Raw genomic sequence first — 22206 nt, 5'->3', positions numbered from 1 at the left:
ATCACACTCCGCTCACGAGGGGCCAGGGCACGAGCAGGAACACCCCGACGACGAGCCACATGAAACGCACCCACGTCGCCGAGGCGCGCGTCAGGAGCATCGACACGCCGAACCAGAGGGCGGGAGCCGCGACCGCTGCCCACTGCGCCGGGACGACAGCCCACGGCGCGAGGAACGCCGAGATCACCAGCGCCGTGCGGGCCCCGCCCAGAATCCATCCGACGGTATACAGCAGATAGATGCCGCCAAGGAGACCAAGAGTGACGAGGGCAACGTTTCCGAGGGATGTCGGCGGTTCCGGCTCGGCGTCGTCCTCCGACGACGCCGAACGGTGCTCCTCTGCCGCAGGCACGGGTTTCTGATCCGCAGCCGGGGCGGCCGCTTGAGACGCACTCCCCTTCCCCACCGCACGCCATCCGCTCGGCAGAGCCGCATCGGCGGGCGCGGGGCGCGGCGGGCGCGTCGGGGAATCATCGCCTTCCCAGCGGAAGGCGTCCTCGTCGTCTCGGGGGTCGGAAGCCACGTGCCGAGTCTACCGACGCCGAAGGCCCGACCCCTTGTAAGGGTCGGGCCTCCGTGGCTCATGTCAAGCCGATCCCGGCGGATGCGCCGAGGGCTGGATGCCGAAGGTCAGCGGGCCGCCGACCCCTCGGTGTAGTCAGCGTCCTGCTGCTTCCACGCGAAGAGCGCGCGGAGGTCCTTGCCGACTGCCTCGATCGGGTGCGCGGCGGCCTTGGCGCGGAGCTCCTGGAACTCCACGGCGCCGTTGTCCTGGTCGTCGATGAAGCGCTTCGCGAAGGCACCCGACTGGATGTCGCCGAGGACGGCCTTCATGTTCTCCTTGACGCTCGCGTCGATGACGCGCGGGCCCGAGACGTAGTCGCCGTACTCAGCGGTGTCGGAGACCGACCAGCGCTGCTTGGCGATGCCGCCCTCCCACATGAGGTCGACGATCAGCTTCAGCTCGTGGAGCACCTCGAAGTACGCGATCTCGGGCTGGTAGCCCGCCTCGGAGAGCGTCTCGAAGCCGTACTGGACGAGCTGCGACACGCCGCCGCAGAGGACGGCCTGCTCACCGAACAGGTCGGTCTCGGTCTCTTCGGTGAAGGTCGTCTTGATGACGCCGGCGCGAGTGCCGCCGATGGCCTTCGCGTACGAGAGCGCGACGTCCCAGGCGTGGCCCGACGCGTCCTTCTCGACAGCGATGATGTCGGGGATGCCGCGGCCCGCGACGAACTCGCGGCGCACCGTGTGACCGGGAGCCTTCGGGGCGACGAGGATGACGTCGACGTCGTCCGGCACCTCGATGTACCCGAAGCGCACGTTGAAGCCGTGCGCGAAGGCGAGGGTCTTGCCCGCCGCGAGGTGCGGCTTGATCTCGTCGTTGAAGATGCCGCGCTGGTGCTGGTCGGGCGCGAGGATCATGATGAGGTCTGCCCACTCGGCGGCATCCGCGACGGACTTCACCTGGAAGCCGTCCTCTTCCGCCTTGGGAGCGGACTTCGAGCCTTCCTTGAGGGCGATGACCACCTCGACGCCGGAGTCGCGGAGGTTCTGGGCGTGGGCGTGGCCCTGCGAGCCGTACCCGACGATGGCGACCTTCTTGCCCTGGATGAGCGAGATGTCGGCGTCGGCGTCGTAGAGAATCTCAGCCATGTTCGTGTGTGTCTCCTTGTAGATGTCGGTAGAGAAGTTGTGGGGTCAACCGCGCAGAACGCGCTCGGTGATGCTCTTGCCGCCGCGGCCGATGGCGACCATGCCGGACTGGGCGAGCTCTTTGACACCGAAGGGCTCGAGGGCCTTGAGGAAGGCGTCGACCTTGCCCCGGTCGCCGGTGACCTCGACGACCAGTGCGTCAGTCGCGTAGTCGACGACGGACGCCCGGAACAGGTTGACGACCTCGATGACGTTCGAGCGTGTCTGGTTGTCTGCGCGCACCTTGACGAGCATGTGCTCGCGCTGGACCGAGGTCGCGTAGTCGAGCTCGACGATCTTGATGACGTTCACCAGCTTGTTCAGCTGCTTCGTCACCTGCTCGAGCGGCAGCTCTTCCACGTCGACCACGACCGTGATGCGGGACAGCCCCGGCACCTCGGTCACGCCCACGGCGAGCGAGTCGATGTTGAATCCACGACGGGCGAACAGACCCGCCACGCGGGTCAGCAGGCCGGGCTTGTCCTCCACGAGGAGGCTCAGGACGTGCTTGCTCATCGTCAGTCCCCCTGCTCGAACGCCGGCGCGTGCTCACGCGCGTACTGGATGTAGCTGTTGCTGACGCCCTGCGGCACCATCGGCCACACCATCGCGTCGGCGCTCACGACGAAGTCGATCACGACGGGGCGGTCGTTCGTCTCGAGCGCGGTCCGGATCGCGGCATCCACGTCCTCGGCCCTCTCGACGCGGATGCCGAGGCAGCCGTACGCCTCGGCGAGCTTCACGAAGTCCGGGATCCTGATGCTGTCGTGGCCCGTGTTGAGGTCGGTGTTCGAGTGGCGTCCGTCATAGAACAGGGTCTGCCACTGGCGCACCATGCCGAGGGACGAATTGTTGATGATCGCCACCTTGATCGGGATGTTGTTGATCGCGCAGGTGGCGAGCTCCTGGTTGGTCATCTGGAAGCAGCCGTCACCGTCGATCGCCCACACGGTCCGCTCGGGCTCGGCGACCTTGGCGCCCATCGCCGCCGGAACTGCGTAACCCATCGTCCCGGCACCGCCGGAGTTCAGCCACGCGTTCGGACGCTCGTACCCGATGAACTGCGCTGCCCACATCTGGTGCTGCCCGACGCCCGACGCGTAGACGCCCTCGGGTCCGGTCAGCTCGCCGATGCGCTGGATGACGTGCTGCGGCGACATGAGGCCGTCGGTCGTCGGCGCGTACCCCAGCGGGAACTCGGTCCGCAGCCCCTCGAGGTAGGACCACCACTCCGAGATGTCCGGGGTGGCGACCCCGGCGAACGCCGCGTCGAGGTCGACGAGGACGTCCTTGAGGTCGCCGACGATCGGGACGTCCGCCGTGCGGATCTTCGAGATCTCGGCGGGGTCGATGTCGACGTGGATCACCTTGGCGTCGGGGGCGAACAGCGCCGCCTTGCCGGTCACACGGTCGTCGAAACGGGCACCCAGCGCGATGAGGAGGTCAGACTCCTGCAGTGCCAGAACGGCCGGCACCGTGCCGTGCATGCCGGGCATGCCGAGCTGCTGCGGGTGCGAGTCCGGGAACGCGCCGCGCGCCATCAGGGTCGTCACCACCGGCGCGCCCGTCGCCTCGGCGAACCGGCGGAGTTCCGCAGCCGCACCGGCGCGCACGATGCCGCCACCGACGTAGAGCACCGGCTTCTTGGCCTCCGCGATCAACTGAGCCGCCGCCTGGATCTGCTTGCCGTGAGCCTTGGTCACCGGCCGGTAGCCGGGGAGGTCGACTTTCGGCGGCCAGACGAAGGGTGCCTTGGCCTGCTGCGCGTCCTTCGTGATGTCGACGAGGACGGGACCGGGACGACCCGTCGAGGCGATCTCGAACGCCGCCGCGATGGCGCCGGGGATCTCGGCGGGGTCCTTCACGAGGAACGAGTGCTTCGTGATCGGCATCGTGATGCCCACGATGTCCGCCTCCTGGAAGGCATCCGTCCCCATGAGGGTCGAGTACACCTGTCCGGTGATGCAGACGATCGGCATCGAGTCCATGTAGGCGTCGGCGATCGCGGTGACGAGGTTCGTGGCTCCAGGGCCGGACGTCGCGATCGCGACGCCAACACGACCGGATGCCGCGGCGTACCCCTCGGCGGCGTGACCGGCACCCTGCTCGTGGCGGACCAGGATGTGCCGCAGGTCGGTGGAGTCCATCAGCGGGTCGTAGACCTCGATGATGGCGCCGCCTGGCAGCCCGAAGACGTCGGTGACGCCGAGGAGCTCCAACGAGCGGACGACGGCCTGTGCTCCGGTGAGCATCGGCGTGGACGAGCCTCCGGCCGGTGGCCGGGGCACAGCGGCGACGGTGTCAGAAGACATGAGAAGGACCTCTGTGGTGATGGATGACGAGTGTGTGGGGCCTAGCCCGTCGTCGCGCCCTCCGCAGCGGAGCGCACGAGCTTCGAGTACTTGGCCAACACGCCACGGGTATAGCGCGGGGGAAGGGGCTCCCAGCCTTCACGTCGGGAGCTCAGCTCGGCTTCGTCGACGAGTAGGTCGAGAGAACGAGCCGCGATATCGACCCGTATCAGATCACCATCGCGCACGAAGGCGATGGGACCAGCGTCCACCGCTTCGGGTGCTATGTGGCCGATGCACAGGCCGGTTGTGCCGCCTGAGAATCGTCCGTCCGTCAACAGTAGTACATCTTTTCCGAGGCCAGCGCCCTTGATGGCGGCCGTCACGGCCAGCATCTCGCGCATGCCCGGACCGCCCTTCGGGCCCTCGTACCGGATGACGACGACATCGCCCGCGGCGATGCGTCCTTCCTCGAGGGCGTCCATCGCGGCACGCTCACGCTCGAAGACGCGCGCAGGCCCTTCGAACACCGCTGCGTCGAAGCCCGCCGTCTTCACGACGGCACCTTCGGGTGCCATCGAGCCGTGCAGGATCGTGATGCCACCGGTCGCGTGGATCGGGTCGTCGAAGGTGTGGATGACCGTACCGTCGAGGGGATCCGGGTCGAGGTCGCGGAGGTTCTCGGCGAGCGTCTTACCGGTGACGGTGAGCGCGTCGCCGTGCAGGAGGCCCTCGTCGAGCATCGCCTTCATGATGACCGGGATGCCGCCGTGCCGGTCGACGTCGTTCATGACGTACTTTCCGAACGGCTTCATGTCGGCGACGTGCGGGACCTTGTCACCGATGCGGTTGAAGTCGTGCAGCGTCAGGTCGACCTCAGCTTCGCGCGCGATGGCCAGCAGGTGCAGGACGACGTTCGTCGAGCCACCGAGAGCCATGGCGAGGGCGATCGCGTTCTCGAACGACTCCTTCGTGAGGATGTCGCGCGTCGTGATGCCCTGGCGGAGCAGGTTCACGACGGCCTCGCCGGAGCGGTGGGCGAAGTAGTCGCGGCGGCGGTCGGCGGAGGGCGGGGCCGCGGAGCCGGGAAGGCTGAGGCCGAGCGCCTCGGCGACCGATGCCATCGTGTTGGCGGTGTACATCCCGCCGCACGCGCCCTCGCCGGGGGCGATCGCGCATTCGATGCGCTTGAGGTCGGCTTCGCTCATCTTGCCGGCCAGGCACGCGCCGACCGCCTCGAACGAGTCGATGATCGTGACGTCCTTCTCGGTGCCGTCGCTGAGCTTGACCCAGCCCGGCGCGATCGAGCCGGCGTAGAGGAAGACGCTCGAGAGGTCCAGGCGCGCCGAGGCCATCAGCATGCCGGGGATCGACTTGTCGCAGCCGGCGAGCAGGACCGAGCCGTCGAGGCGCTCGGCCATCATGACGGTCTCGACGGAGTCGGCGATGACCTCGCGGCTGACGAGAGAGAAGTGCATGCCCTCGTGGCCCATCGAGATGCCGTCGGAGACGGAGATCGTGCCGAACTGGAGCGGGTAGCCGCCGCCGGCGTGCACGCCCTCCTTCGCTCCCTGCGCGAGCCGGTCGAGGCTCAGGTTGCAGGGCGTGATCTCGTTCCAGCTGGAGGCGATGCCGATCTGGGGCTTGTCCCAGTCCTCATCGCCCATGCCGACCGCACGGAGCATCCCGCGGGAGGTGGTGGCTTCGATGCCGTCGGTGACCGCGCGGCTGCGGGGCTTGATGTCGATGTTCTCGTCGGGTGAGGGCATTCTCGAAGTCTATTGCCGCGCGGCCACGCGCTCGCGTGCGACAGCCGACAGCAAAGCGGCGAGTTCTTCGATGTCTGCCACACGGACGGATGCGGCCGTCTCACCCGGACCGACTCGGATGCCGAGATCGCCGGGTCCGAGCGACCGGAGGGCGTCCTCGTCCGTCACGTCGTCACCGGCGAAGACGACCGCCGTGGCGGCGACGGCCTCGCAGAGGTGGGCGACGGCGGCATCCTTGCCCACATCCGTGAACGCGTACTCGACGATGCCGTGCCCCTGACGTCGGCGCCAGTGGGGCGCCCGGTCCGCGACGAGAGCGTCGACGGCGGACCGCAGGCGGTCAGCGGATGCCGCATCCGACACGGTGCGCAGGTGGACGCCGAAGCCGAACGTCTTCGGCTCGATCCAGGCTCCCGGCACCTCGCGGGCCAGATCCTCCGCCTCCCTGCGCAGGCTGTCGCGCAGCTCTGCGTCGGCCGGATCGATCGTCGCGTCGCCCGCTGCGCCGGGGATGAGGTACTCGGCGCCGTGCGAGCCGGCGAGCAGGATCGGCGAGTCGTCGGTGTGCTCGGCGATGACGCGGAGGTCGCTCAGCGAGCGGCCGGACACGAACGCGACGACGGTCGCGGGTGCGCGGACGAGGGCGTCCACGGCGGCGCGGGCGGACGGCGCCATGCGCGCGCTCATGGGCTCGTCCACAAGGGGCGAGAGGGTTCCGTCGAAGTCCAGCGCGACGAGGAGGGTCTCCGCACGGGCGATCGTGGCGATGTCGCTCACGAGCGCTTCTCGCGGGCGGCGGTCAGGTCCGAGAGGAAGCGCTCGGACCACTTCGCGACGTCGTTCTCGCGGACGCGGCGACGGAGCGCCCGCATCCGGCGGTCCTTCTCCTTCTGCGGCATCTCGACCGCCTGCATGATGGCGTCCTTGAGTCCCGCGATGTCGTGCGGATTGACCTTGATCGCCTGCGTCAGCTCGTCCGCAGCGCCGGTGAACTCACTGAGCACCAGAGCTCCGCCGCCGTCGACGCGGCTCGCGACATACTCCTTCGCGACCAGGTTCATGCCGTCACGCAAGGCCGTGACCAACATCACGTCGGCCGCGAGGAAGAGCGCGACCATCTCTTCGCGCGGGTAGGAATGATGCAGGTACTGGATGGCGCTGTAGCCGAGCTCGTCCGCGTCGCCGTTGATCCGCCCGACGGTCAGCTCGATCTCGTCCCGGAGCTCCATATAGGTCTGCACCCGCTCCCGACTGGGACTCGCGACCTGGACCAGGATCACATCGTGCACCGAGAGGCGGCCGTCTGCCAGCAGCTCCCCGTAAGCCTTCAGGCGATGACGGATCCCCTTCGTGTAGTCGAGGCGGTCGACGCCGAGAAGAATGGCCTTCGGGTTGCCGAGGCTGGAGCGGATCTCCTCTGCGCGGGCCCGGATCTCGGGCCGCTTGGCAAGATCCTCGTACTCCGCCGCGTCGATCGAAATCGGGTACGCCCGAGCCACCGCGGTGCGCACTCCCCCGTCCTCGGTGGGAACGGAGATGGCGCCCCCTTTGGTGTCGAACCCCAGCTGGCGGCGCACCGCCCGGGCGAAGTTGCCGGCATCCGTCACCCTTTGGAAGCCGATGACGTCAGCGCCGAGCAGGCCTTCCAGCACCTGGCGGCGCCACGGCAACTGCGCGTAGAGCCCGTATGCGGGGAACGGAATGTGGTGGAAGTATCCGATGGTCAGGTCGGGGCGCAGTTCGCGCAACAGTTTGGGGACGAGTTGGAGCTGGTAATCGTGGACCCAGACGGTCGCGCCCTCGGCGGCTCGCTCCGACGCGGCCTCCGCGAAGCGCGTGTTCACTCGGACGTAGGCGTCCCACCAGGTGCGGTGGTACGTGGGCGCGGCGATGACATCGTGGTACAGCGGCCAGATCGTGTCGTTCGAGAAGCCCTCGTAGTAGAGCTGCATGTCCTCGGCCGAGAGCGTGACGGGTACGAGCTGGAGGCCGTCGAACTCGAAGGGGTCGAGCTCGACGCCGGGCTGTCCCGGCCACCCGACCCACGCGCCGCGGGTGCTGCGCATGACCGGGTCGAGAGCCGTGACGAGTCCCCCCGGAGAGCGGCGCCAGGGTTCGTTCTCGTCGTCGGTCCGGTCGACGGGGAGACGGTTGGACACGACGACGAAGTCGGAAGCCACGGTCACGATGTTCCTCTCGATGGATGACTTCAGGCTAACAACCGCCGCGGCATGCGTCCGGCGCAGTACCGTGGATGCTATGCGCAAATACCTGTTCGGAACCGGACTGCTGTCAGCCCTCACCGGCGGGGTCACGCTGCTGCGCTCCGCACGCAGCCCGGAGCCGTTCACGTGGCGCACCGCCCTCGCCTGGCTGAGCTGGGGGATCACTCTCGCGCTCGCGATCGGCTCGGTCGTCGACACTCGACGAGCCTCTCGGGGAAAGCTGATCCCGATGGACTCGCCGCGCGATGGTGAGAAGGCCAAGCTGCTGAAGCGTCGCCTGTCCCGCTGACGACCGGCGGACTCAGAGCGTCAGGATGAGCGCTTCTCCCTGACCGCCTCCACCGCACAGACCCACTGCCGCGGTTCCGCGTCCTCGGCGCGCGAGTTCGTGTGCCGCGTGGACGACCAGTCGCGCACCGGAGGCGCCGATGGGGTGGCCGATGGCGATCCCGCCGCCGTGAATGTTCACGACGTTCTCGTCGATGCCGAGTTCCCGTTGCGACTGGGCGACGACCGCTCCGAACGCTTCGTTGATCTCGACGAGGTCCAGCTCGGATGCGGCCAGCCCCTGCCGCTCGAGCGCCTGCGCGATCGCGCGCGCCGGCTGGGAGTGCAGGGAGTTGTCCGGCCCGGCCACCTGACCGGCGGCACCGATCACAGCGAGGACCGTCCATCCCTCTGAATCGGCACGGGTCCGGGTCGTCACGACGACCGCGGCCGCACCGTCGGAGATCGGAGAGGCGTTCCCCGCGGTGATGTCACCCTCGGCCGAGAACGCGGGTCGCAGGCCGGACAGGCTCTCGACCGTCGTGTCGGGCCGAACGCCTTCGTCCGCGAGGACGCGCTTCGCGTCGCCCTTGCGCTGCGGAACCTCGACGGGCACGATCTCGGCGTCGAACACGCCCGCGCTCGTCGCGGCGGCGGCTCGCTGGTGCGACAGAGCGGCGACGCGGTCCTGCTCGTGACGGGTCAGACCGAGGTCGGGATTCCGCCGCTCGGTCGACAGCCCCATGGAGATCCCATCGGCGGCATCCGTCAGCCCGTCGTGCGCCATATGGTCGAGGACCTCGACGGAACCGTACGTCCAGCCGTCGCGGGAACCCATGAGGAGGTGGGGCGCGCGCGACATCGACTCCATCCCGCCCGCGACGACGACCTCGGCGTCGCCGGACGCGATCATGCGCTTGGCGTCGATCACCGCGGTGAGGCCCGACAGGCACACCTTGTTGACGGAGGAGGCCGGGACGTCCCATCCGATCCCCGCCCCGAGCGCCGCTTGCCGCGCCGGATTCTGCCCAGAGCCGGCCGGGAGGACCTGGCCCAGGATGACCGCGTCCACCGCGCTCGGGTCGATCCCGCCGCGCTCGAGAGCACCGCGGATCGCGATGGCCCCCAGCTCGGGTGCCGAGAACGACGACAGCGCGCCCTTCAGCCGGCCCTGCGGGGTGCGTGCCGCACCGACGACGACGATCTCTTCGCTCATGACTCCACCTTCGCATCGGTCACGACGAGCTCGGGCTCCGTCGCGTCCCTGACCTGTTGCACGCTCACTCCCGGGGCGGTCTCGACCAGCACGAGGCCTTCGTCGGTGACGTCGATCACCGCGAGATCCGTGATGATGCGATCCACCACGCCGCGTCCGGTCAGCGGCAGCGAGCACGTGTCCACGATCTTCGGTGAGCCGTCGCGGGCGACGTGCTCCATCAGCACGACGACGCGGGCTGCGCCGTGGACGAGGTCCATCGCCCCACCGGGCCCCTTGACCATCTTCCCGGGGATCATCCAGTTCGCGAGGTCGCCCGTTCCCGAGACCTGCATCGCGCCGAGGATGGCCGCGTCGATCTTGCCGCCGCGGATCATCCCGAAGCTGACTGCGGAGTCGAAGAACGACGCTCCGGGAAGCGTCGTCACGGTCTCCTTGCCCGCGTTGATCAGGTCGGGATCGACGTCGGCCTCGTGCGGGTACGGGCCGACGCCGAGGATGCCGTTCTCGGACTGCAGCACGACCGTGACGCCGTCGGGCACGTGGTTGGGCACGAGAGTCGGCAGACCGATCCCGAGGTTCACGTACGACCCGTCCTGCAGCTCCATGGCCGCCCGTGCGGCCATCTGGTCCCTGGTCAGCGCCATCTCACTCCCCTTCCGCCGCGACGGTGCGCCGCTCGATGCGCTTCTCGATGCCCGTCCCGACCTCCACGACCCGCTGGACGAAGACGCCGGGCAGATGGACGGCATCCGGGTCCAGGTCGCCGGGATCGACCAGCTCCTCGACCTGCGCGATGCACACCCGCCCCGCCATCGCGGCCAGCGGGTTGAAGTTGCGGGCGGCCTTGGCGAAGACGAGGTTGCCGTGCCGGTCGCCGCGCAGCGCGTGGACGAGCGCGAAGTCCGTGGTGATCGCCTCCTCGAGGACGTACTCCCTTTCGACTCCGTCGACCGCGAACGTCCGCAGGTCCTTCGGCGGAGATGCCACGGCCACACCGCCCCGCCCGTCGTAGCGCCGCGGCAACCCGCCATCGGCGACCTGCGTCCCGACACCCGTCTGCGTGAAGAACGCCGCGATACCCGAGCCGCCGGCGCGCAACTTCTCGGCGAGGGTCCCCTGAGGCGTCAGCTCGAGTTCGAGTTCACCCGAGAGGAACTGCCGCTCGAACTCCTTGTTCTCACCGACGTACGACGAGGTCATCTTCCGGATGCGGCGCGCATGCAGAAGGACACCCAACCCCCAGTCGTCGACCCCGCAGTTGTTGGAGACGATCGAGAGGTCCGTGGTGCCCTGCGCGAGCAGGGCCTCGATCAGGGCGATCGGATTGCCCGAGAGCCCGAAACCGCCCACGGCGATGCTCGCGCCGTCCGGGATGTCGGCGACCGCCTCCGCCGCGCCTGCCACCGTCTTGTCGATCACTGCGCACTCCTTCGTGTCGTCCGCCGTCCAGCGTCTCCCGCCGGTGCACCGGAACGGGAACGGATGATTGCCATGTGGGCGAGCCGGCGCCTAGGGTCCACATTGTGGAACGACCCGCGGCATCCGTCCCCGGCGCGCAGGCGATCGCGCGCGCCGCCCACCTGCTGCGACTCGTGAGCGCGGCGGGGACGACGGGCAAGGGTGTGCGGGAGCTGGCCGTCGACGCCGGCCTCACACGCACGACCGCCCACCGCCTCCTGTCCGCCCTCCGCGCGGAGGGGCTCGTCGACCAGGACGAACGGAGTGCGCGCTGGCTCGCAGGCCCGGAGCTGTTCCTCATGGGCGCCGCGGCCGCCCCTCGCTATGACGTCACCCATCTCGCGGGCGACATCGTCCGCTCCCTCGCAGTCAAGACGGAGGAGAGCGCGTTTCTGTCCGTCCGGAGAGGCGACGAGACCGTGTGCCTGGTGCGCGAGGAGGGCTCGTTCCCGATCCGGTCCTTCGTTCTCAGCGAGGGCGTCCGATTCCCCCTCGGCGTGGCGTCCGCCGGACTCGCCATCCTGTCTTTCCTGCCCCAGGAGGACGTGGATGCCTACCTCGTCCGACATCCCGAACTCGTCGCACGATGGGGTGAGGCCCACGATGCGGCGTCCCTCACACGGCGAGTCGCCGAGACACGCGACCGCGGGTACGCCGTCAATCCCGGACTCATCGTGCCGGGGTCGTGGGGGCTGGGCGCGGCCGTCTTCGATCACGCGGGACGACCGTCGTGGGCCCTCAGCCTCACCGGGGTCGAGTTCCGGTTCGGCGCAGACCGGCTGCCGGAACTGGGCAGGCTGCTGCTCGCCCACGCGCACCAGCTGACGACGCGCATCCAGTCCGCGAGACGGATGTGACGCGGGTCAGAGTCCGGCCGACTCCAGCCACCGGAGCCAGACCTCGCTGACCGTCGGGTACGCCGGGACAGCGTGCCACAACCGCTCCAGCGGGACCTCGCCGACGATCGCAATGGTCGCGGCGTGCAGGAGTTCGGCGACATCGGGACCGACGAAGGTCGCTCCTACCAGCACCCGCCGCTCGGTGTCGATGACGGCCCGCGACATGCCCTCGTAACGGTCCGAGTGAGTGCTGGCACCCGCGACCCACGACAGGTCGTAGTCGACGACCTGGACGGCGATGCCGGAGGCGCGCGCCGATGCCTCGGTGTGCCCCACGGCGGCGACCTCGGGGTCCGTGAACACGACCTGCGGCACGGCGCTGTGGTCCGCCGTCGCCGCGAGCGGACCCCACGCCGTGGTGTCGACCTCGGAAGAGGCCGCGCGGCGCGCGATGACATCGCCGGCGATCCTCGCCTGGTACTTGCCCTGGTGCGTCAGCAGGGCACGGTGATTGACATCGCCGACGGCGTAGAGCCAGTCGGATCCGGGGACGCGGAGCGTGTCGTCGACCTCGATCCACGCGCCGGCCGTCTGACCGACGACCTCGAGCCCGACATCCTCGGTGCGGGGCACCCGGCCCGTCGCGACGAGGATCTGGTCGGCGCGAACCGACGAACCGTCGTCGAGGGACACGGTCACCTGGCTGTCCGCGCGCTCGACGCCGGTCACGCCGACGCCGGTCATGACGGTCGCGCCGGCTGCGGTGAGCGCCTTCCCCACCGCCTCTCCGGCGAAGCTCTCGAGGCCGCCGAGGAGCGACGACCGCGCGATCACCGTGACCTTCGACCCGAACGCCGTGAAGGCCGTGGCCATCTCGACGCCGACGACCCCGCCTCCGAGCACGATGAGCGACGACGGGATCTCCGTCGCTCCCGTCGCCTCTCGACTCGTCCACGGCGAGGCATCCCGCAGACCGGGGATGCCGGGCAGAAGGGCTGCCGACCCCGTGCACACCGCAACCGAGTGCGTGGCCCTCAGGACCGTCGTGGAACCGTCGGCTGCCTCGACCGTGACCTCCTTCTCGGCAGACAACCGGCCGTGGCCACGGACGAGATCGATCCCCGCGCCCTGCAGCCACTCGACCTGCGAGGTGTCTTGATAGTCGTGCACCATGCGATCGCGCCGCGCGAGGACCGCCGCGACGTCGACGCCGCCGCTGATGGCCTCGGCGGCGCCGGCGACGTCACGGGCGGCGCGCAGTGCCGCGGGTGCACGCAGGAGCGCTTTCGACGGCATGCACGCCCAGTACGAGCACTCGCCGCCGACGAGTTCGCTCTCCACGATCACGGCCGACAATCCGCCGCGCACGGCCCTGTCGGCGACGTTCTCGCCGACAGGGCCGGCTCCGATGACGATGAGGTCGTACTCGCGTGTGGTCATGCCCCACACCGTACCGAGCGGACGCCTCCCGAGGCCGCCCCTTGCCATATCGGGCAGATGACGTCAATGGACGCCCGGGACTGCCGGGATGTCGGAGGTCTGTGGTTTGCTGAAGCACCGGCCGAAAGGACCCCTATGGCGATCGAATTCCGATCCGTCACGAAGCGATTCGGCGACGGAGCAGCCGCCGTCGACGACGTCTCCCTCGAGATGCCGGCTCGCAAGACGACGGTGCTGGTCGGATCCTCCGGCTGCGGCAAGACGACGTTGCTCCGGATGATCAACCGGCTCATCGAACCGACATCCGGCGACATCACGATCGACGGCGAGTCGATCCGCTCGCGCGACGCCGTGCAGTTGCGTCGCAGCATCGGTTACGTCCTCCAGAACGCCGGCCTCCTCCCCCACTACACCGTGGCCGACAACATCGCGACCGTGCCGGTGCTCACGGGCCAGACCCGCGCGAGCGCCCGGCGTCGCGCGTTGGAGCTGATGGAGGTCGTCGGCCTCGACACGGCGTTCGCCGACCGCTATCCCGCTCAGCTCTCGGGCGGTCAGCAGCAGCGCGTCGGGGTCGCACGCGCACTCGCCGCGGACCCCAACATCCTGCTCATGGACGAGCCCTTCGGGGCGGTCGACCCCATCGTGCGCAAGGAGCTGCAGGCTGAGGTCATCCGGCTGCAGCGCGAACTCGACAAGACGATCGTCTTCGTGACCCACGACATCGACGAAGCATTCCTCCTGGGTGACCAGGTCGTCATCCTCCAGAAGGGCGCTCGCATCGCGCAGCGCGGGACGCCGTCGGAGATCATCGAGGCCCCCGCCGACGAGTTCGTCGCGAGCTTCATCGGCGCCGACCGCGGTGCGCGGGCCTTCCACGCCAAGCAGACCGACCGGGGCACGGTGCTCGTCGACGGGTCCGGCCGTACGCAGGGCGTCCTGCTTCCTGGCGCGCCGGGCGACGAGGGATGAGCTTCCGATGAACTGGGTGGGGCAGAACCTCGACCTGATCGGGGAGCTCACGCTCGCCCATCTGCGACAGAGCGCGGTCGCGATCCTGCTCGGCTTCGTCATCGCCGTGCCCATCGGCTGGGCGGCGTTCCGATACTCGCGACTGCGAGGCACGCTGCTGGGCGTGGTCGGCATCCTGTACACGATCCCGTCCTTCGGACTTTTCGCGCTCATCAGTGCGACGACCGGCATCGGCCTCCTTTCCGAGACGAACCTCGTCGTCGCCCTCACGATCTACGCCGTCGCCATCATGACGCGATCGGTGACCGATGGCCTCGCGTCGGTGGATGCCGCGGTCCGCAGTGCGGCGGTTGCGGTCGGATTCGGGCCGGTCCGGCGCTTCTGGACGGTCGACTTCCCGCTTGCAGGACCGGTCATGCTGGCCGGTCTGCGCGTCACGGCGGTGTCGACGATCTCGCTCGCCACGGTGGGCGCCCTCATCGGCGTGCAGAATCTCGGCTACCTCTTCACCAACGGATCGCAGCGCCGGATCATCCCCGAAGTGCTCGCCGGCGTCCTGGCCGTCGTGGTCATCGCACTGGTGATCGATCTCGTCCTCGTCCTGGCGGGACGCGCACTCATGCCGTGGACCCGTCGGACCCGGGTCCCGCGCGAGCGTTCGCGCGCCGTGGAGGTGACGGCATGAACGTTTTCGTCGACGCCTTCGCCTGGATCTTCTCCCCCGACCGCGCCACCGGCTACCTTCCGCTGTGGGAAGCGATCCTGCAGCACCTCGGATTCACCTTCGGCTCGGTGGCGATCGCGGCTGTCATCGCGATCCCCGCCGGATGGGCGATCGGCCACACCGGCAAGGGGCGCGAGATCGCCGTCTTCCTCTCCGGCGCTGCCCGCTCCCTCCCGTCGCTCGGGCTCGTCGTCCTCCTGTATCTCGTCATCGGCGTCAACTTCAAAGAGCAGGCCGCAGTGGTGGCCTTCATCCTCCTGGCCATCCCGTCGATCCTCGCCGGCGCGTACGCCGGGGTCGAGGCGATCAGCCGGTCGACCGTGGAGGCAGGGCGCGCCGTCGGGATGACCCCGATGCAGGTCCTCTGGAAGATCGAGGTCCCTCTCGGCCTGCCGCTCCTGATCGGCGGGATCCGCTCCGCCGTGCTGCAGGTCGTGGCCACGGTCACCATCGCCGCTTATGTGGGTCTCGGCGGTCTCGGTTTCGCCCTCATCCAAGGCATCCAGACCCGCAACGCCGCACAGATCCTGGGTGCCTCGATCGTCGTCGTCATCCTCGCACTCGTGCTCGACGGGGTCTTCGCCCTCTTCCAGCGCATCGTCGTGCCCCGCGGCGTAGCCGCCCAGCACGTCTCCCCCGCGCGCCGCCGCACCCGGCGCGCCGCCGTTCCGACCACCTGACAACAGACGTCCTGACCACCACCCCACCCGGAGGCATCCATGTCCATCACACGCACCCGCATCATTCCCGTCGTCGGCCTCGCCGCCGCGGCCGTCTTCGCGTTGTCCGCCTGCGGCTCGAGCGACTCCCTCCAGGGGGGCGGCTCGAACGGCAACGAGGGCGGCGGCGATCAGTCGAAGACCATCGTCGTCGGCTCGCAGTCGTACCCGTCGAACGAGATCATCGCCGAGATCTACTCGCAGGCCCTCGAGAGCGACGGCTTCACGGTCGAGCGGAAGTTCGCCATCGGTCAGCGCGACGCCTACATGCCGTCCCTCGAGGACGGCTCGATCGACCTCTTCCCCGAGTACACCGGCAGCCTGCTGCAGTACTACGACAAGTCGGCGACGGCGGGATCGGCGGACGAGGTCTACACCGCCATGGAGAAGGTCCTGCCCGAGAACCTGAAGGCGCTCGACTTCTCGCCGGCGACCGACCAGGATTCGTACAATGTGACCGCTGCCTTCGCCAAGGAGAACAACCTCACCGAGATCGGCGATCTCGCCAGCATCAAGGACCTCACGTTCGGCGGCGCGCCCGAGCTGGAGCAGCGTCCCTACTTCACGAACCTGAAGAAGGTCTACGGCGTCGACGCGAAGTTCGAGGCGACGGCGGACACGACCGTCGACGAGCTCGTCGCGGGCAACATCCAGGTCGCGAACGTCTACAGCGCGGACCCGCGCATCGAGACCGAGGATCTCGTGACGCTGAAGGATCCGAAGGGCCTGTTCCTCGCCGCGAACGTGGTCCCGATCGCAAACGCGGACAAGGCCGACGAGATCGCCGACGTCATCAACAAGGTGAGTGCCGCCATGAGCCCAGAGGAACTCGTCGCCATGAACGTCGAGTCCACCGTCGACCAGCGCTCGTCTGCCGACATCGCCAAGAAGTGGATCGCCGACAATCTCGGCTGACCCATGACAGCCCGGGGCCCGCGGCCCACCGCCGGATCCGTGACCGTCGTCATCCCCGTGAAGGACGACGCGGACGGGCTCCGGCGGTGCCTGCGGGCCCTTGCGCTGCAGACCCGCAAGCCGGACGAGATCATCGTCGTCGACAACGGCTCGGCCGACGATTCGGCCCGCGTCGGCCGAGAGAACGGGACGCGTGTCGTCTCCTGCGATCATCCCGGCATACCCGCGGCAGCTGCGGCCGGGTACGACTCTGCGATGGGCGACCTCATCCTCCGCCTCGATGCGGACTGCATTCCCGCATCGACGTGGATCGAGGTGATGAGCGAGCACGCCCGCGCGCGGCCCGAGGTCGACGTCTTCGTGGGCGCTGCCCGGTTCATCGATGGACCGCGCCTCCTGCGGTCGCCGCTGGCGGTCGCCTACCTCGGCGCGTACGCCGCCGTCCTCACCCCGACCCTCGGACACCTCCCCCTCTTCGGCTCCAACCTCGCGATGCGCCGACCGGCGTGGGTGCGGGTGAGCGCGACCGTCCACCGCTCCGATCCCGAGATCCACGACGACCTCGATCTCTCCTTCCATCTCGGGAAGGAGCATCGCATCCGGTTCGTGCCGTCGGCGATGGGCATCTCGATGCGACCCTTCGCGTCGAGATCGGCGTTCCGCCGTCGCGTGCTCCGCGGCATCCGCACTGTCGTCCGGCACTGGCCGGAGGAGTTCGCACCGATCCGATGGGCACGGTCCGCTCGCCGTCTCGTGACCCGCGGCGCAGGCGCGAGGGCATCCGCATGAACCGCGTCCTCGGTGAGGTCGACGGAGACCTCCTGCACGTCATGACGATGAACGTGCGCCGTCCGCTGCCGCGTGCCCTCACGCGCCGGGCCGATCGATGGGACCGGCGCCGGGCTGCGCTCCTGGTGACGCTCTCGCGGGAGTCCCCGTCGGCTCTCGGCCTGCAGGAGGTCCTTCCTGGAACTGCGCGTGACATCGCCGGTGCGCTGGGCACGGCGTATGCGCGGATCGGCGTGGGACGCGGACCCCGGGGGAACGGCGAGGGGTGTCCGATCTTCTTCGACCATTCGCGGCTCGAGCTCGTCGAGCAGCATCAATTCGCTCTGTCGGACTCACCCGAGGTCGCGGGTTCCCGGTCGTGGGGCAACCCCATGCCGCGGGCGATGGTCGTCGGAGTCTTCCGGGACCGGCGTACGCGGGCGTCCTTCGCGATGATCAACACACACCTGGATCCGTTCTCAGCGCGGTCCCGCGTCCGAGCCGCCGAGCAGATCCGTCAGGAGGTGCGACGGCGGGGGCTCCCCGCGGTCGTGGTGGGCGACATGAACGCAGCCGCAGGCTCTCCCGCCCTCGAGGCCCTGACCCGCGGTGAGTTGCTCACGGATGCCTGGGGCACCGCAGACGAGCGGGTGACACCGCTGTGGGGGACGTACACCGGATATCGTGCGCCGGTGCGCGGGGGCGCGCGCATCGATTGGATCCTGACGACTCCGGACATCGCCGTGGACCGCGTCGGCATCGACGCACGCCCGGTGGACGGCGTGGCGGGGTCGGACCATCTGCCGGTCCATGCCGCCATCGAGGTACCACGATGAGGGCCGATTTCCTGCGGTCGCCGCAGTCGATCGCCGAGTGGGCGGCCGACGGCATCCGGGTCCTCGGTTTGCTGAGCGTGGCGGCGGCATTCCTCTGGTGGACGCCGACCGACGGAGGGATCCTCGCGCTCGCCCTGCCCGCTCTCCTCGTGCCCCGCGCGATCGGCGCACGACCCGGTCTCGACGTGCTCTACGGAGTGACGGTCACCGTTGCGGCGTGGAGCAACGTCCTCGACCTGTACCGTTCCATCGCGTGGTGGGACATCGCCGTCCACTTCGTGGCCACCGGTGTGATCGCGATCATCGTGTTCCTCATCCTCCAACGCCTGGAGGTCGCGCCGCGAGGCGACGCCCGACGATCCACCGTCGTCCTCGTCCCGACGATCGGCCTCGCGATCAGTGCGCTGTGGGAGATGGTCGAGTGGGCCGGCAAGACCTTCCTCGCGCCGGACATCTTCGTGACCTACCAGGACACCATCGGCGATATGGCGGTCGGCGGGCTCGGTTCGCTGCTCGCCGGCATCCTCATCACCCGGATCCCCATCGAACGGACCGCGCTCGCCGCGGCAGACAGGAAGGAAGCATCATGGCGGAGCTGAAGAAGGGCGATCGCGTCAGCTGGAACACCTCGCAGGGGCGCACTCAAGGCAAGATCACGGAGCGCAAGACGAGCGACTTCACGTTCGACGGGCAGGATTTCACGGCGTCGGCGGATGAGCCTGCGTTCATCGTCGAGTCGGAGAAGACCGGCGCGAAAGCCGCCCACAAGGGTTCGGCGTTGAACAAGCTGTCGTCCTGAGGGGATGCCGCGCGTCCCGCCTCTGCTGCCTTCGGGAACTCGGCGACGCCGTGCGGCGCGGCGCGCGGCATCCGCTCATCCGGCAGGGCGCAGAATCTACCCATGCCCATCGTCGACAACGCCGTGTATGTGGACGGCCGCCGTATCCAGGATCCCTCGAACCTCACCGAGACCTTCGAGCACATGCGCGATCACAGCGGCATGGCGTGGATCGGTTTGTACCGGCCGACCGAGGCGGAGGTCGCCGCCGTCGCGTCCGAGTTCTCGCTGCACCCCCTCGCGGTCGAGGATGCGCTGGCGGGTCACCAGCGGGCCAAGCTCGAGCGCTACGGCGATGTGCTGTTCGCCGTGCTGAGGCCCGCGCGCTACGACGACCAGACGGAGTCGGTCGCTTTCGGCGAGCTCCACGTCTTCGTCGGCCCGGATTTCGTCGTGACCGTGCGGCACGCGGATTCCCCGGATCTGAGTCAGGTTCGCGCGCGCATGGAGAAGCAGCCCGAGTTGCTGCGCATGGGCCCCGAGGCGATCCTCTACGCGATCCTCGACCAGGTCGTCGACGAGTACTCCCCCGTCCTCGCGGGCGTCGAGAACGACATCGACGAGATCGAGGAGAAGCTCTTCGGCGGAGACGATGCGGGGCTCTCGCAGCGCATCTACGCTCTCGCGCGCGAGGTGATCGCCCTTCACAAATCGACCCTGCCGCTCGACGACATGCTCCAGCGACTGCTCCAGGGGTCCGACAAGTACGGGGTCGACATCGAGCTCCAGCGCTCATTGCGCGACGTCCTCGACCACGTCATCCGCCTCAATGAACGGATCGTGGCATTCCGCTCCATCCTCGACAACGCGCTCACGGTGCATTCCACGCTGGTCACGCAGCGTCAGACCGACACCTCGCTCGAGCAGAACGACCAGGTCAAGAAGATCTCCGGGTGGGCGGCGATCCTCTTCGGGCCGTCCCTCGTCGGGACTGTCTACGGCATGAACTTCGAGAACATGCCCGAACTCCACTGGACGTACGGCTACCCGATGGCCCTCGGCCTGATGGTCGCCAGCTCGGTCGTGCTGTACGTCGTCTTCAAGCGCAAACACTGGCTCTGAGGGCGCGTTCTCGCGCACGAGACGTTCCGGAAAAGCAGAGGGCCTCGGTCACTGGCGAGAGTGACCGAGGCCGTCCGTGCACCCCCTGGGACTCGAACCCAGAACCCACTGATTAAGAGTCAGTTGCTCTGCCGATTGAGCTAGAGGTGCGTGATTCGAAGAACTCGAACCGAGGGTCAACACTAGCATCACGATCGCGTCCTACGCCAATCGAGGCACCGCCGGACCGTCGAGCCACACAGGTGCACGCCGTATCCTGGATCCCGTGACGCCCCCTCCCTCTTCGACGGACTGGACGGCGCCCTTCGGCGACGACCTCAGCGACGACCTGGCACTCGCCCTCCGCCTCGCGGATGCCGCCGATCAGGTCTCGATGCAACGCTTCGACGCACCCGACCTCGACATCAGGACGAAGGCGGACGCCACCCACGTCACCGAGGCGGACCTCGCCACCGAGCGAGCCATCCGCGACCTGTTGACGGCGGAGCGGCCCCACGACGGGATCTTCGGCGAGGAGTACGGCACGAGCGGCGACACGCGCCGCCAGTGGATCATCGATCCGATCGACGGGACCGCGAACTACCTCAAGGGGATCCCGATGTGGGCGACCCTCATCGCTCTCGTCGTCGACGGCGTCCCCCGCATCGGCGTCGTCAGCCAGCCCGCCATCTCTCGCCGGTGGTGGGGCGCCACAGGTGCAGGCGCGTGGACGCGCACCGCCGACGGGGCGACCCGCCGGATTCGGACCTCCGGGGTCGACACGCTGGGCGACGCGAGCGTGAGTTTCCAGAGCATCGGGCAATGGGATGCCGCGGGCCGCACCGACGACCTTCTGCGCCTCTCTCGCGCCGTATGGCGCGATCGGGGCTACGGAGACGCGTGGCCGTACATGCTTCTCGCCGAGGGCCGCCTCGAGCTCGTCGCCGAGTTCGATGTCCGTGAGTACGACATCGCGGCTCACATCCCGATCATCATCGAGGCCGGTGGCCGTTTCACCGACATCGACGGGGGGCACCGCCTCGATGCCCGGTCCTCGTTGGCGACCAACGGCATCCTGCACGACGCCTTCTTGGAGATGCTGCGCACGTGACGTCCCTATCTGCCCGTCTGCGGGGCGCCGGAATCGCGTCACTGCTCGCGATCTGCTCCGTCGTCGCCCTCAGCGGGTGTGCGCCCGCGACCGCACCGGGCGCGGATCCCACGACGGCGGCTCCGGGCGAGGCGTCGGCGACACCGGCACGTCCGGCGGCCATCGACCCGGACGACGTCACCTGCGAGAACATGCTGTCCGCAGACACCGTCGGCACCTTCGGGTCGACCGGGTGGACGGTGCGCGAGGATCCCTTCGTCATCCTCGACCTCGAGCTGCCCCAGGGCATCGCATGCACGTGGGGAGATTTCAGCTCGCCAACGAATGACGACCTGATCCTGTTCGGATGGTCGCCGATCAGTGCCGCCGATGCAGCCACGGCGCAGGCCTCGCTCACGGCGGAGGGGTGGCTCTCCAAGGAGGATCCTCGCGGCGTCATGATCACGGAGGATCCCTCGTCCGCCCTGCGGCTAGACGACGAGGGGTACGGAATGACCTACCTGTTCCATGACGGCTGGGTGGAGGTCTCGGACACGCGGCAGGGGCTCGACCTCATCGAGATCGGCTGATGCACGACGAAGCCCCCGATCCGGCGACGGATCAGGGGCTTCGTGCTCCGTGACAACGGTTCGTGGAGATGGGGGGAATCGAACCCCCGTCCATCGCTGAGAGACGGCGTCTTCTCCGGGCGCAGTCTGTAGAAGGCGTTCTGCTCGGCTCCGACCTTTAGTACAGACACATAAGTCGACGAGCCCAGCCTGAGAAAAGTCCCGCGTGACGCTCAGGCGACGTCACGCAGCGAGACCCCTTAGATGACGCCAGGGACCGTGAGGGGATCACTCACGGACTGACGGACTCGGGCTCGCTGCTTACGCAGCGAGGGCGAAGTCGGACTGCTTCTTATTGGCAGTTATTGGTTCGCAGAGATCGTTTACGAGATAACCCTGCATCCTCGGCCCGCTTCCCGCAGAGTCACAGGCGATGTCGAAACCGATCATCCCCGAGACGCCAGAGGCGCGTGGACCGTTGTCACGCTGTGGAGTTGTCATCACTCGTCCGCCGTGGCGTCCGAGCATCCC

24 protein-coding genes, 1 tRNA gene and 1 other RNA gene are annotated in these 22206 nt (G+C 68.6%); 13 read left to right on the top strand and 13 right to left on the bottom strand.

The genetic code is table 11. The features are described 5' to 3' along the window. Position 1: 1 nt before the first annotated feature. The 7 genes from ACIQLK_RS08725 to ACIQLK_RS08695 form a co-directional block, all read right to left on the bottom strand. Entirely contained in the window at positions 2–523 is a 522-nt protein-coding gene (locus ACIQLK_RS08725) for a DNA polymerase III subunit gamma/tau (RefSeq protein WP_400364246.1), read from the bottom strand. A 107-nt stretch (positions 524–630) separates the two neighbouring features. Further along, positions 631–1656, bottom strand: a complete 1026-nt coding sequence (gene ilvC, locus ACIQLK_RS08720) for a ketol-acid reductoisomerase (RefSeq protein WP_400364245.1) — start codon at positions 1654–1656, stop codon at positions 631–633. Between the two features lie 45 nt (positions 1657–1701). Continuing rightward, positions 1702–2211: an acetolactate synthase small subunit gene (gene ilvN, locus ACIQLK_RS08715; protein ID WP_020097174.1), complete on the bottom strand. Its 510-nt coding sequence runs from the start codon at positions 2209–2211 to the stop codon at positions 1702–1704. 2 nt (positions 2212–2213) lie between these two features. Beyond that, positions 2214–4007: an acetolactate synthase large subunit gene (locus ACIQLK_RS08710; protein ID WP_400364244.1), complete on the bottom strand. Its 1794-nt coding sequence runs from the start codon at positions 4005–4007 to the stop codon at positions 2214–2216. A gap of 41 nt (positions 4008–4048) precedes the next feature. Continuing rightward, positions 4049–5755: a dihydroxy-acid dehydratase gene (gene ilvD / locus ACIQLK_RS08705; protein WP_400364243.1), complete on the bottom strand. Its 1707-nt coding sequence runs from the start codon at positions 5753–5755 to the stop codon at positions 4049–4051. A 9-nt stretch (positions 5756–5764) separates the two neighbouring features. Continuing rightward, complete coding sequence (gene otsB / locus ACIQLK_RS08700) at positions 5765–6532, bottom strand: trehalose-phosphatase (protein WP_400364241.1); 768 nt, start codon at positions 6530–6532, stop codon at positions 5765–5767. Continuing rightward, positions 6529–7941, bottom strand: coding sequence for a trehalose-6-phosphate synthase (locus tag ACIQLK_RS08695; RefSeq protein ID WP_400364239.1), 1413 nt, complete (start codon positions 7939–7941; stop codon positions 6529–6531). Before ACIQLK_RS08695 ends, otsB begins: the two co-directional genes overlap by 4 nt. 73 nt (positions 7942–8014) lie before the next feature. Between ACIQLK_RS08695 and ACIQLK_RS08690 the strand changes: the two genes are divergently transcribed. Continuing rightward, the gene (locus ACIQLK_RS08690) at positions 8015–8269 is read left to right on the top strand and encodes a hypothetical protein (protein WP_400364238.1); all 255 of its coding nucleotides are present in this window, start codon (positions 8015–8017) and stop codon (positions 8267–8269) included. A 12-nt stretch (positions 8270–8281) separates the two neighbouring features. On the opposite strand, the gene ACIQLK_RS08685 is transcribed toward ACIQLK_RS08690, so the two are convergent. The 3 genes from ACIQLK_RS08685 to ACIQLK_RS08675 are packed head-to-tail and all read right to left on the bottom strand — an operon-like array spanning position 8282 to position 10885. Next, positions 8282–9463: an acetyl-CoA C-acetyltransferase gene (locus tag ACIQLK_RS08685; protein WP_400364237.1), complete on the bottom strand. Its 1182-nt coding sequence runs from the start codon at positions 9461–9463 to the stop codon at positions 8282–8284. Next, positions 9460–10110 (bottom strand): CoA transferase subunit B, encoded by a 651-nt coding sequence (locus ACIQLK_RS08680; RefSeq protein ID WP_400364235.1) that lies wholly within the window; start codon positions 10108–10110, stop codon positions 9460–9462. The genes ACIQLK_RS08685 and ACIQLK_RS08680 overlap by 4 nt, the downstream gene beginning before the upstream one ends. A 1-nt stretch (position 10111) precedes the next feature. Beyond that, positions 10112–10885 (bottom strand): CoA transferase subunit A, encoded by a 774-nt coding sequence (locus ACIQLK_RS08675; protein ID WP_400364233.1) that lies wholly within the window; start codon positions 10883–10885, stop codon positions 10112–10114. A gap of 104 nt (positions 10886–10989) precedes the next feature. Between ACIQLK_RS08675 and ACIQLK_RS08670 the strand changes: the two genes are divergently transcribed. Then, positions 10990–11781 carry an IclR family transcriptional regulator gene (locus tag ACIQLK_RS08670; RefSeq protein ID WP_400364232.1) on the top strand — a complete coding sequence of 264 codons (792 nt, stop codon included), beginning with the start codon at positions 10990–10992 and terminating at the stop codon, positions 11779–11781. 6 nt (positions 11782–11787) lie between these two features. Here ACIQLK_RS08670 and ACIQLK_RS08665 read toward each other — a convergent pair whose 3' ends face one another. Beyond that, on the bottom strand, positions 11788–13203 hold the full coding sequence (locus tag ACIQLK_RS08665; protein ID WP_400364231.1) for a dihydrolipoyl dehydrogenase family protein: 1416 nt from the start codon (positions 13201–13203) through the stop codon (positions 11788–11790). 135 nt (positions 13204–13338) lie between these two features. Between ACIQLK_RS08665 and ACIQLK_RS08660 the strand changes: the two genes are divergently transcribed. The 9 genes from ACIQLK_RS08660 (at position 13339) to corA (ending at position 20037) form a co-directional block, all read left to right on the top strand. Further along, the gene (locus ACIQLK_RS08660) at positions 13339–14175 is read left to right on the top strand and encodes an ABC transporter ATP-binding protein (protein ID WP_400364229.1); all 837 of its coding nucleotides are present in this window, start codon (positions 13339–13341) and stop codon (positions 14173–14175) included. Positions 14176–14182: 7 nt separating this feature from the next. Then, positions 14183–14860 carry an ABC transporter permease gene (locus ACIQLK_RS08655; protein WP_400364227.1) on the top strand — a complete coding sequence of 226 codons (678 nt, stop codon included), beginning with the start codon at positions 14183–14185 and terminating at the stop codon, positions 14858–14860. After that, entirely contained in the window at positions 14857–15579 is a 723-nt protein-coding gene (locus tag ACIQLK_RS08650) for an ABC transporter permease (protein ID WP_400364225.1), read from the top strand. Before ACIQLK_RS08655 ends, ACIQLK_RS08650 begins: the two co-directional genes overlap by 4 nt. 39 nt (positions 15580–15618) lie before the next feature. Continuing rightward, a complete protein-coding gene (locus ACIQLK_RS08645) occupies positions 15619–16533 on the top strand; it encodes an ABC transporter substrate-binding protein (RefSeq protein ID WP_400364224.1) in 915 nt (304 codons plus the stop codon). Positions 16534–16536: 3 nt separating this feature from the next. Then, the gene (locus ACIQLK_RS08640) at positions 16537–17322 is read left to right on the top strand and encodes a glycosyltransferase family 2 protein (protein ID WP_400364222.1); all 786 of its coding nucleotides are present in this window, start codon (positions 16537–16539) and stop codon (positions 17320–17322) included. Then, positions 17319–18137: an endonuclease/exonuclease/phosphatase family protein gene (locus tag ACIQLK_RS08635; RefSeq protein WP_400364221.1), complete on the top strand. Its 819-nt coding sequence runs from the start codon at positions 17319–17321 to the stop codon at positions 18135–18137. Before ACIQLK_RS08640 ends, ACIQLK_RS08635 begins: the two co-directional genes overlap by 4 nt. Next, positions 18134–18736, top strand: a complete 603-nt coding sequence (locus tag ACIQLK_RS08630) for a DUF2238 domain-containing protein (RefSeq protein WP_400364220.1) — start codon at positions 18134–18136, stop codon at positions 18734–18736. Before ACIQLK_RS08635 ends, ACIQLK_RS08630 begins: the two co-directional genes overlap by 4 nt. After that, on the top strand, positions 18724–18936 hold the full coding sequence (locus ACIQLK_RS08625) for a DUF2945 domain-containing protein (protein ID WP_400364219.1): 213 nt from the start codon (positions 18724–18726) through the stop codon (positions 18934–18936). The genes ACIQLK_RS08630 and ACIQLK_RS08625 overlap by 13 nt, the downstream gene beginning before the upstream one ends. Before the next feature lie 102 nt (positions 18937–19038). Then, the gene (gene corA / locus ACIQLK_RS08620) at positions 19039–20037 is read left to right on the top strand and encodes a magnesium/cobalt transporter CorA (protein ID WP_400364217.1); all 999 of its coding nucleotides are present in this window, start codon (positions 19039–19041) and stop codon (positions 20035–20037) included. A 77-nt stretch (positions 20038–20114) separates the two neighbouring features. On the opposite strand, the gene ACIQLK_RS08615 is transcribed toward corA, so the two are convergent. Then, a tRNA-Lys gene (locus ACIQLK_RS08615) sits at positions 20115–20187 on the bottom strand. 115 nt (positions 20188–20302) lie between these two features. Here ACIQLK_RS08615 and ACIQLK_RS08610 point away from each other — a divergent pair. Both ACIQLK_RS08610 and ACIQLK_RS08605 read left to right on the top strand, forming a co-directional pair. After that, positions 20303–21127, top strand: coding sequence for an inositol monophosphatase family protein (locus ACIQLK_RS08610; RefSeq protein ID WP_400364215.1), 825 nt, complete (start codon positions 20303–20305; stop codon positions 21125–21127). After that, on the top strand, positions 21124–21696 hold the full coding sequence (locus ACIQLK_RS08605; RefSeq protein WP_400364213.1) for a hypothetical protein: 573 nt from the start codon (positions 21124–21126) through the stop codon (positions 21694–21696). Before ACIQLK_RS08610 ends, ACIQLK_RS08605 begins: the two co-directional genes overlap by 4 nt. Before the next feature lie 60 nt (positions 21697–21756). Here ACIQLK_RS08605 and ssrA read toward each other — a convergent pair. After that, positions 21757–22129: a transfer-messenger RNA gene (gene ssrA, locus ACIQLK_RS08600) on the bottom strand. Positions 22130–22206 lie beyond the last annotated feature (77 nt).

The organism is Microbacterium sp. NPDC091382, from assembly GCF_044757025.1.
In the GTDB taxonomy this organism is placed as follows: Bacteria; Actinomycetota; Actinomycetes; order Actinomycetales; family Microbacteriaceae; genus Microbacterium.
This window is presented reverse-complemented; position numbering and strand designations above follow the sequence as displayed.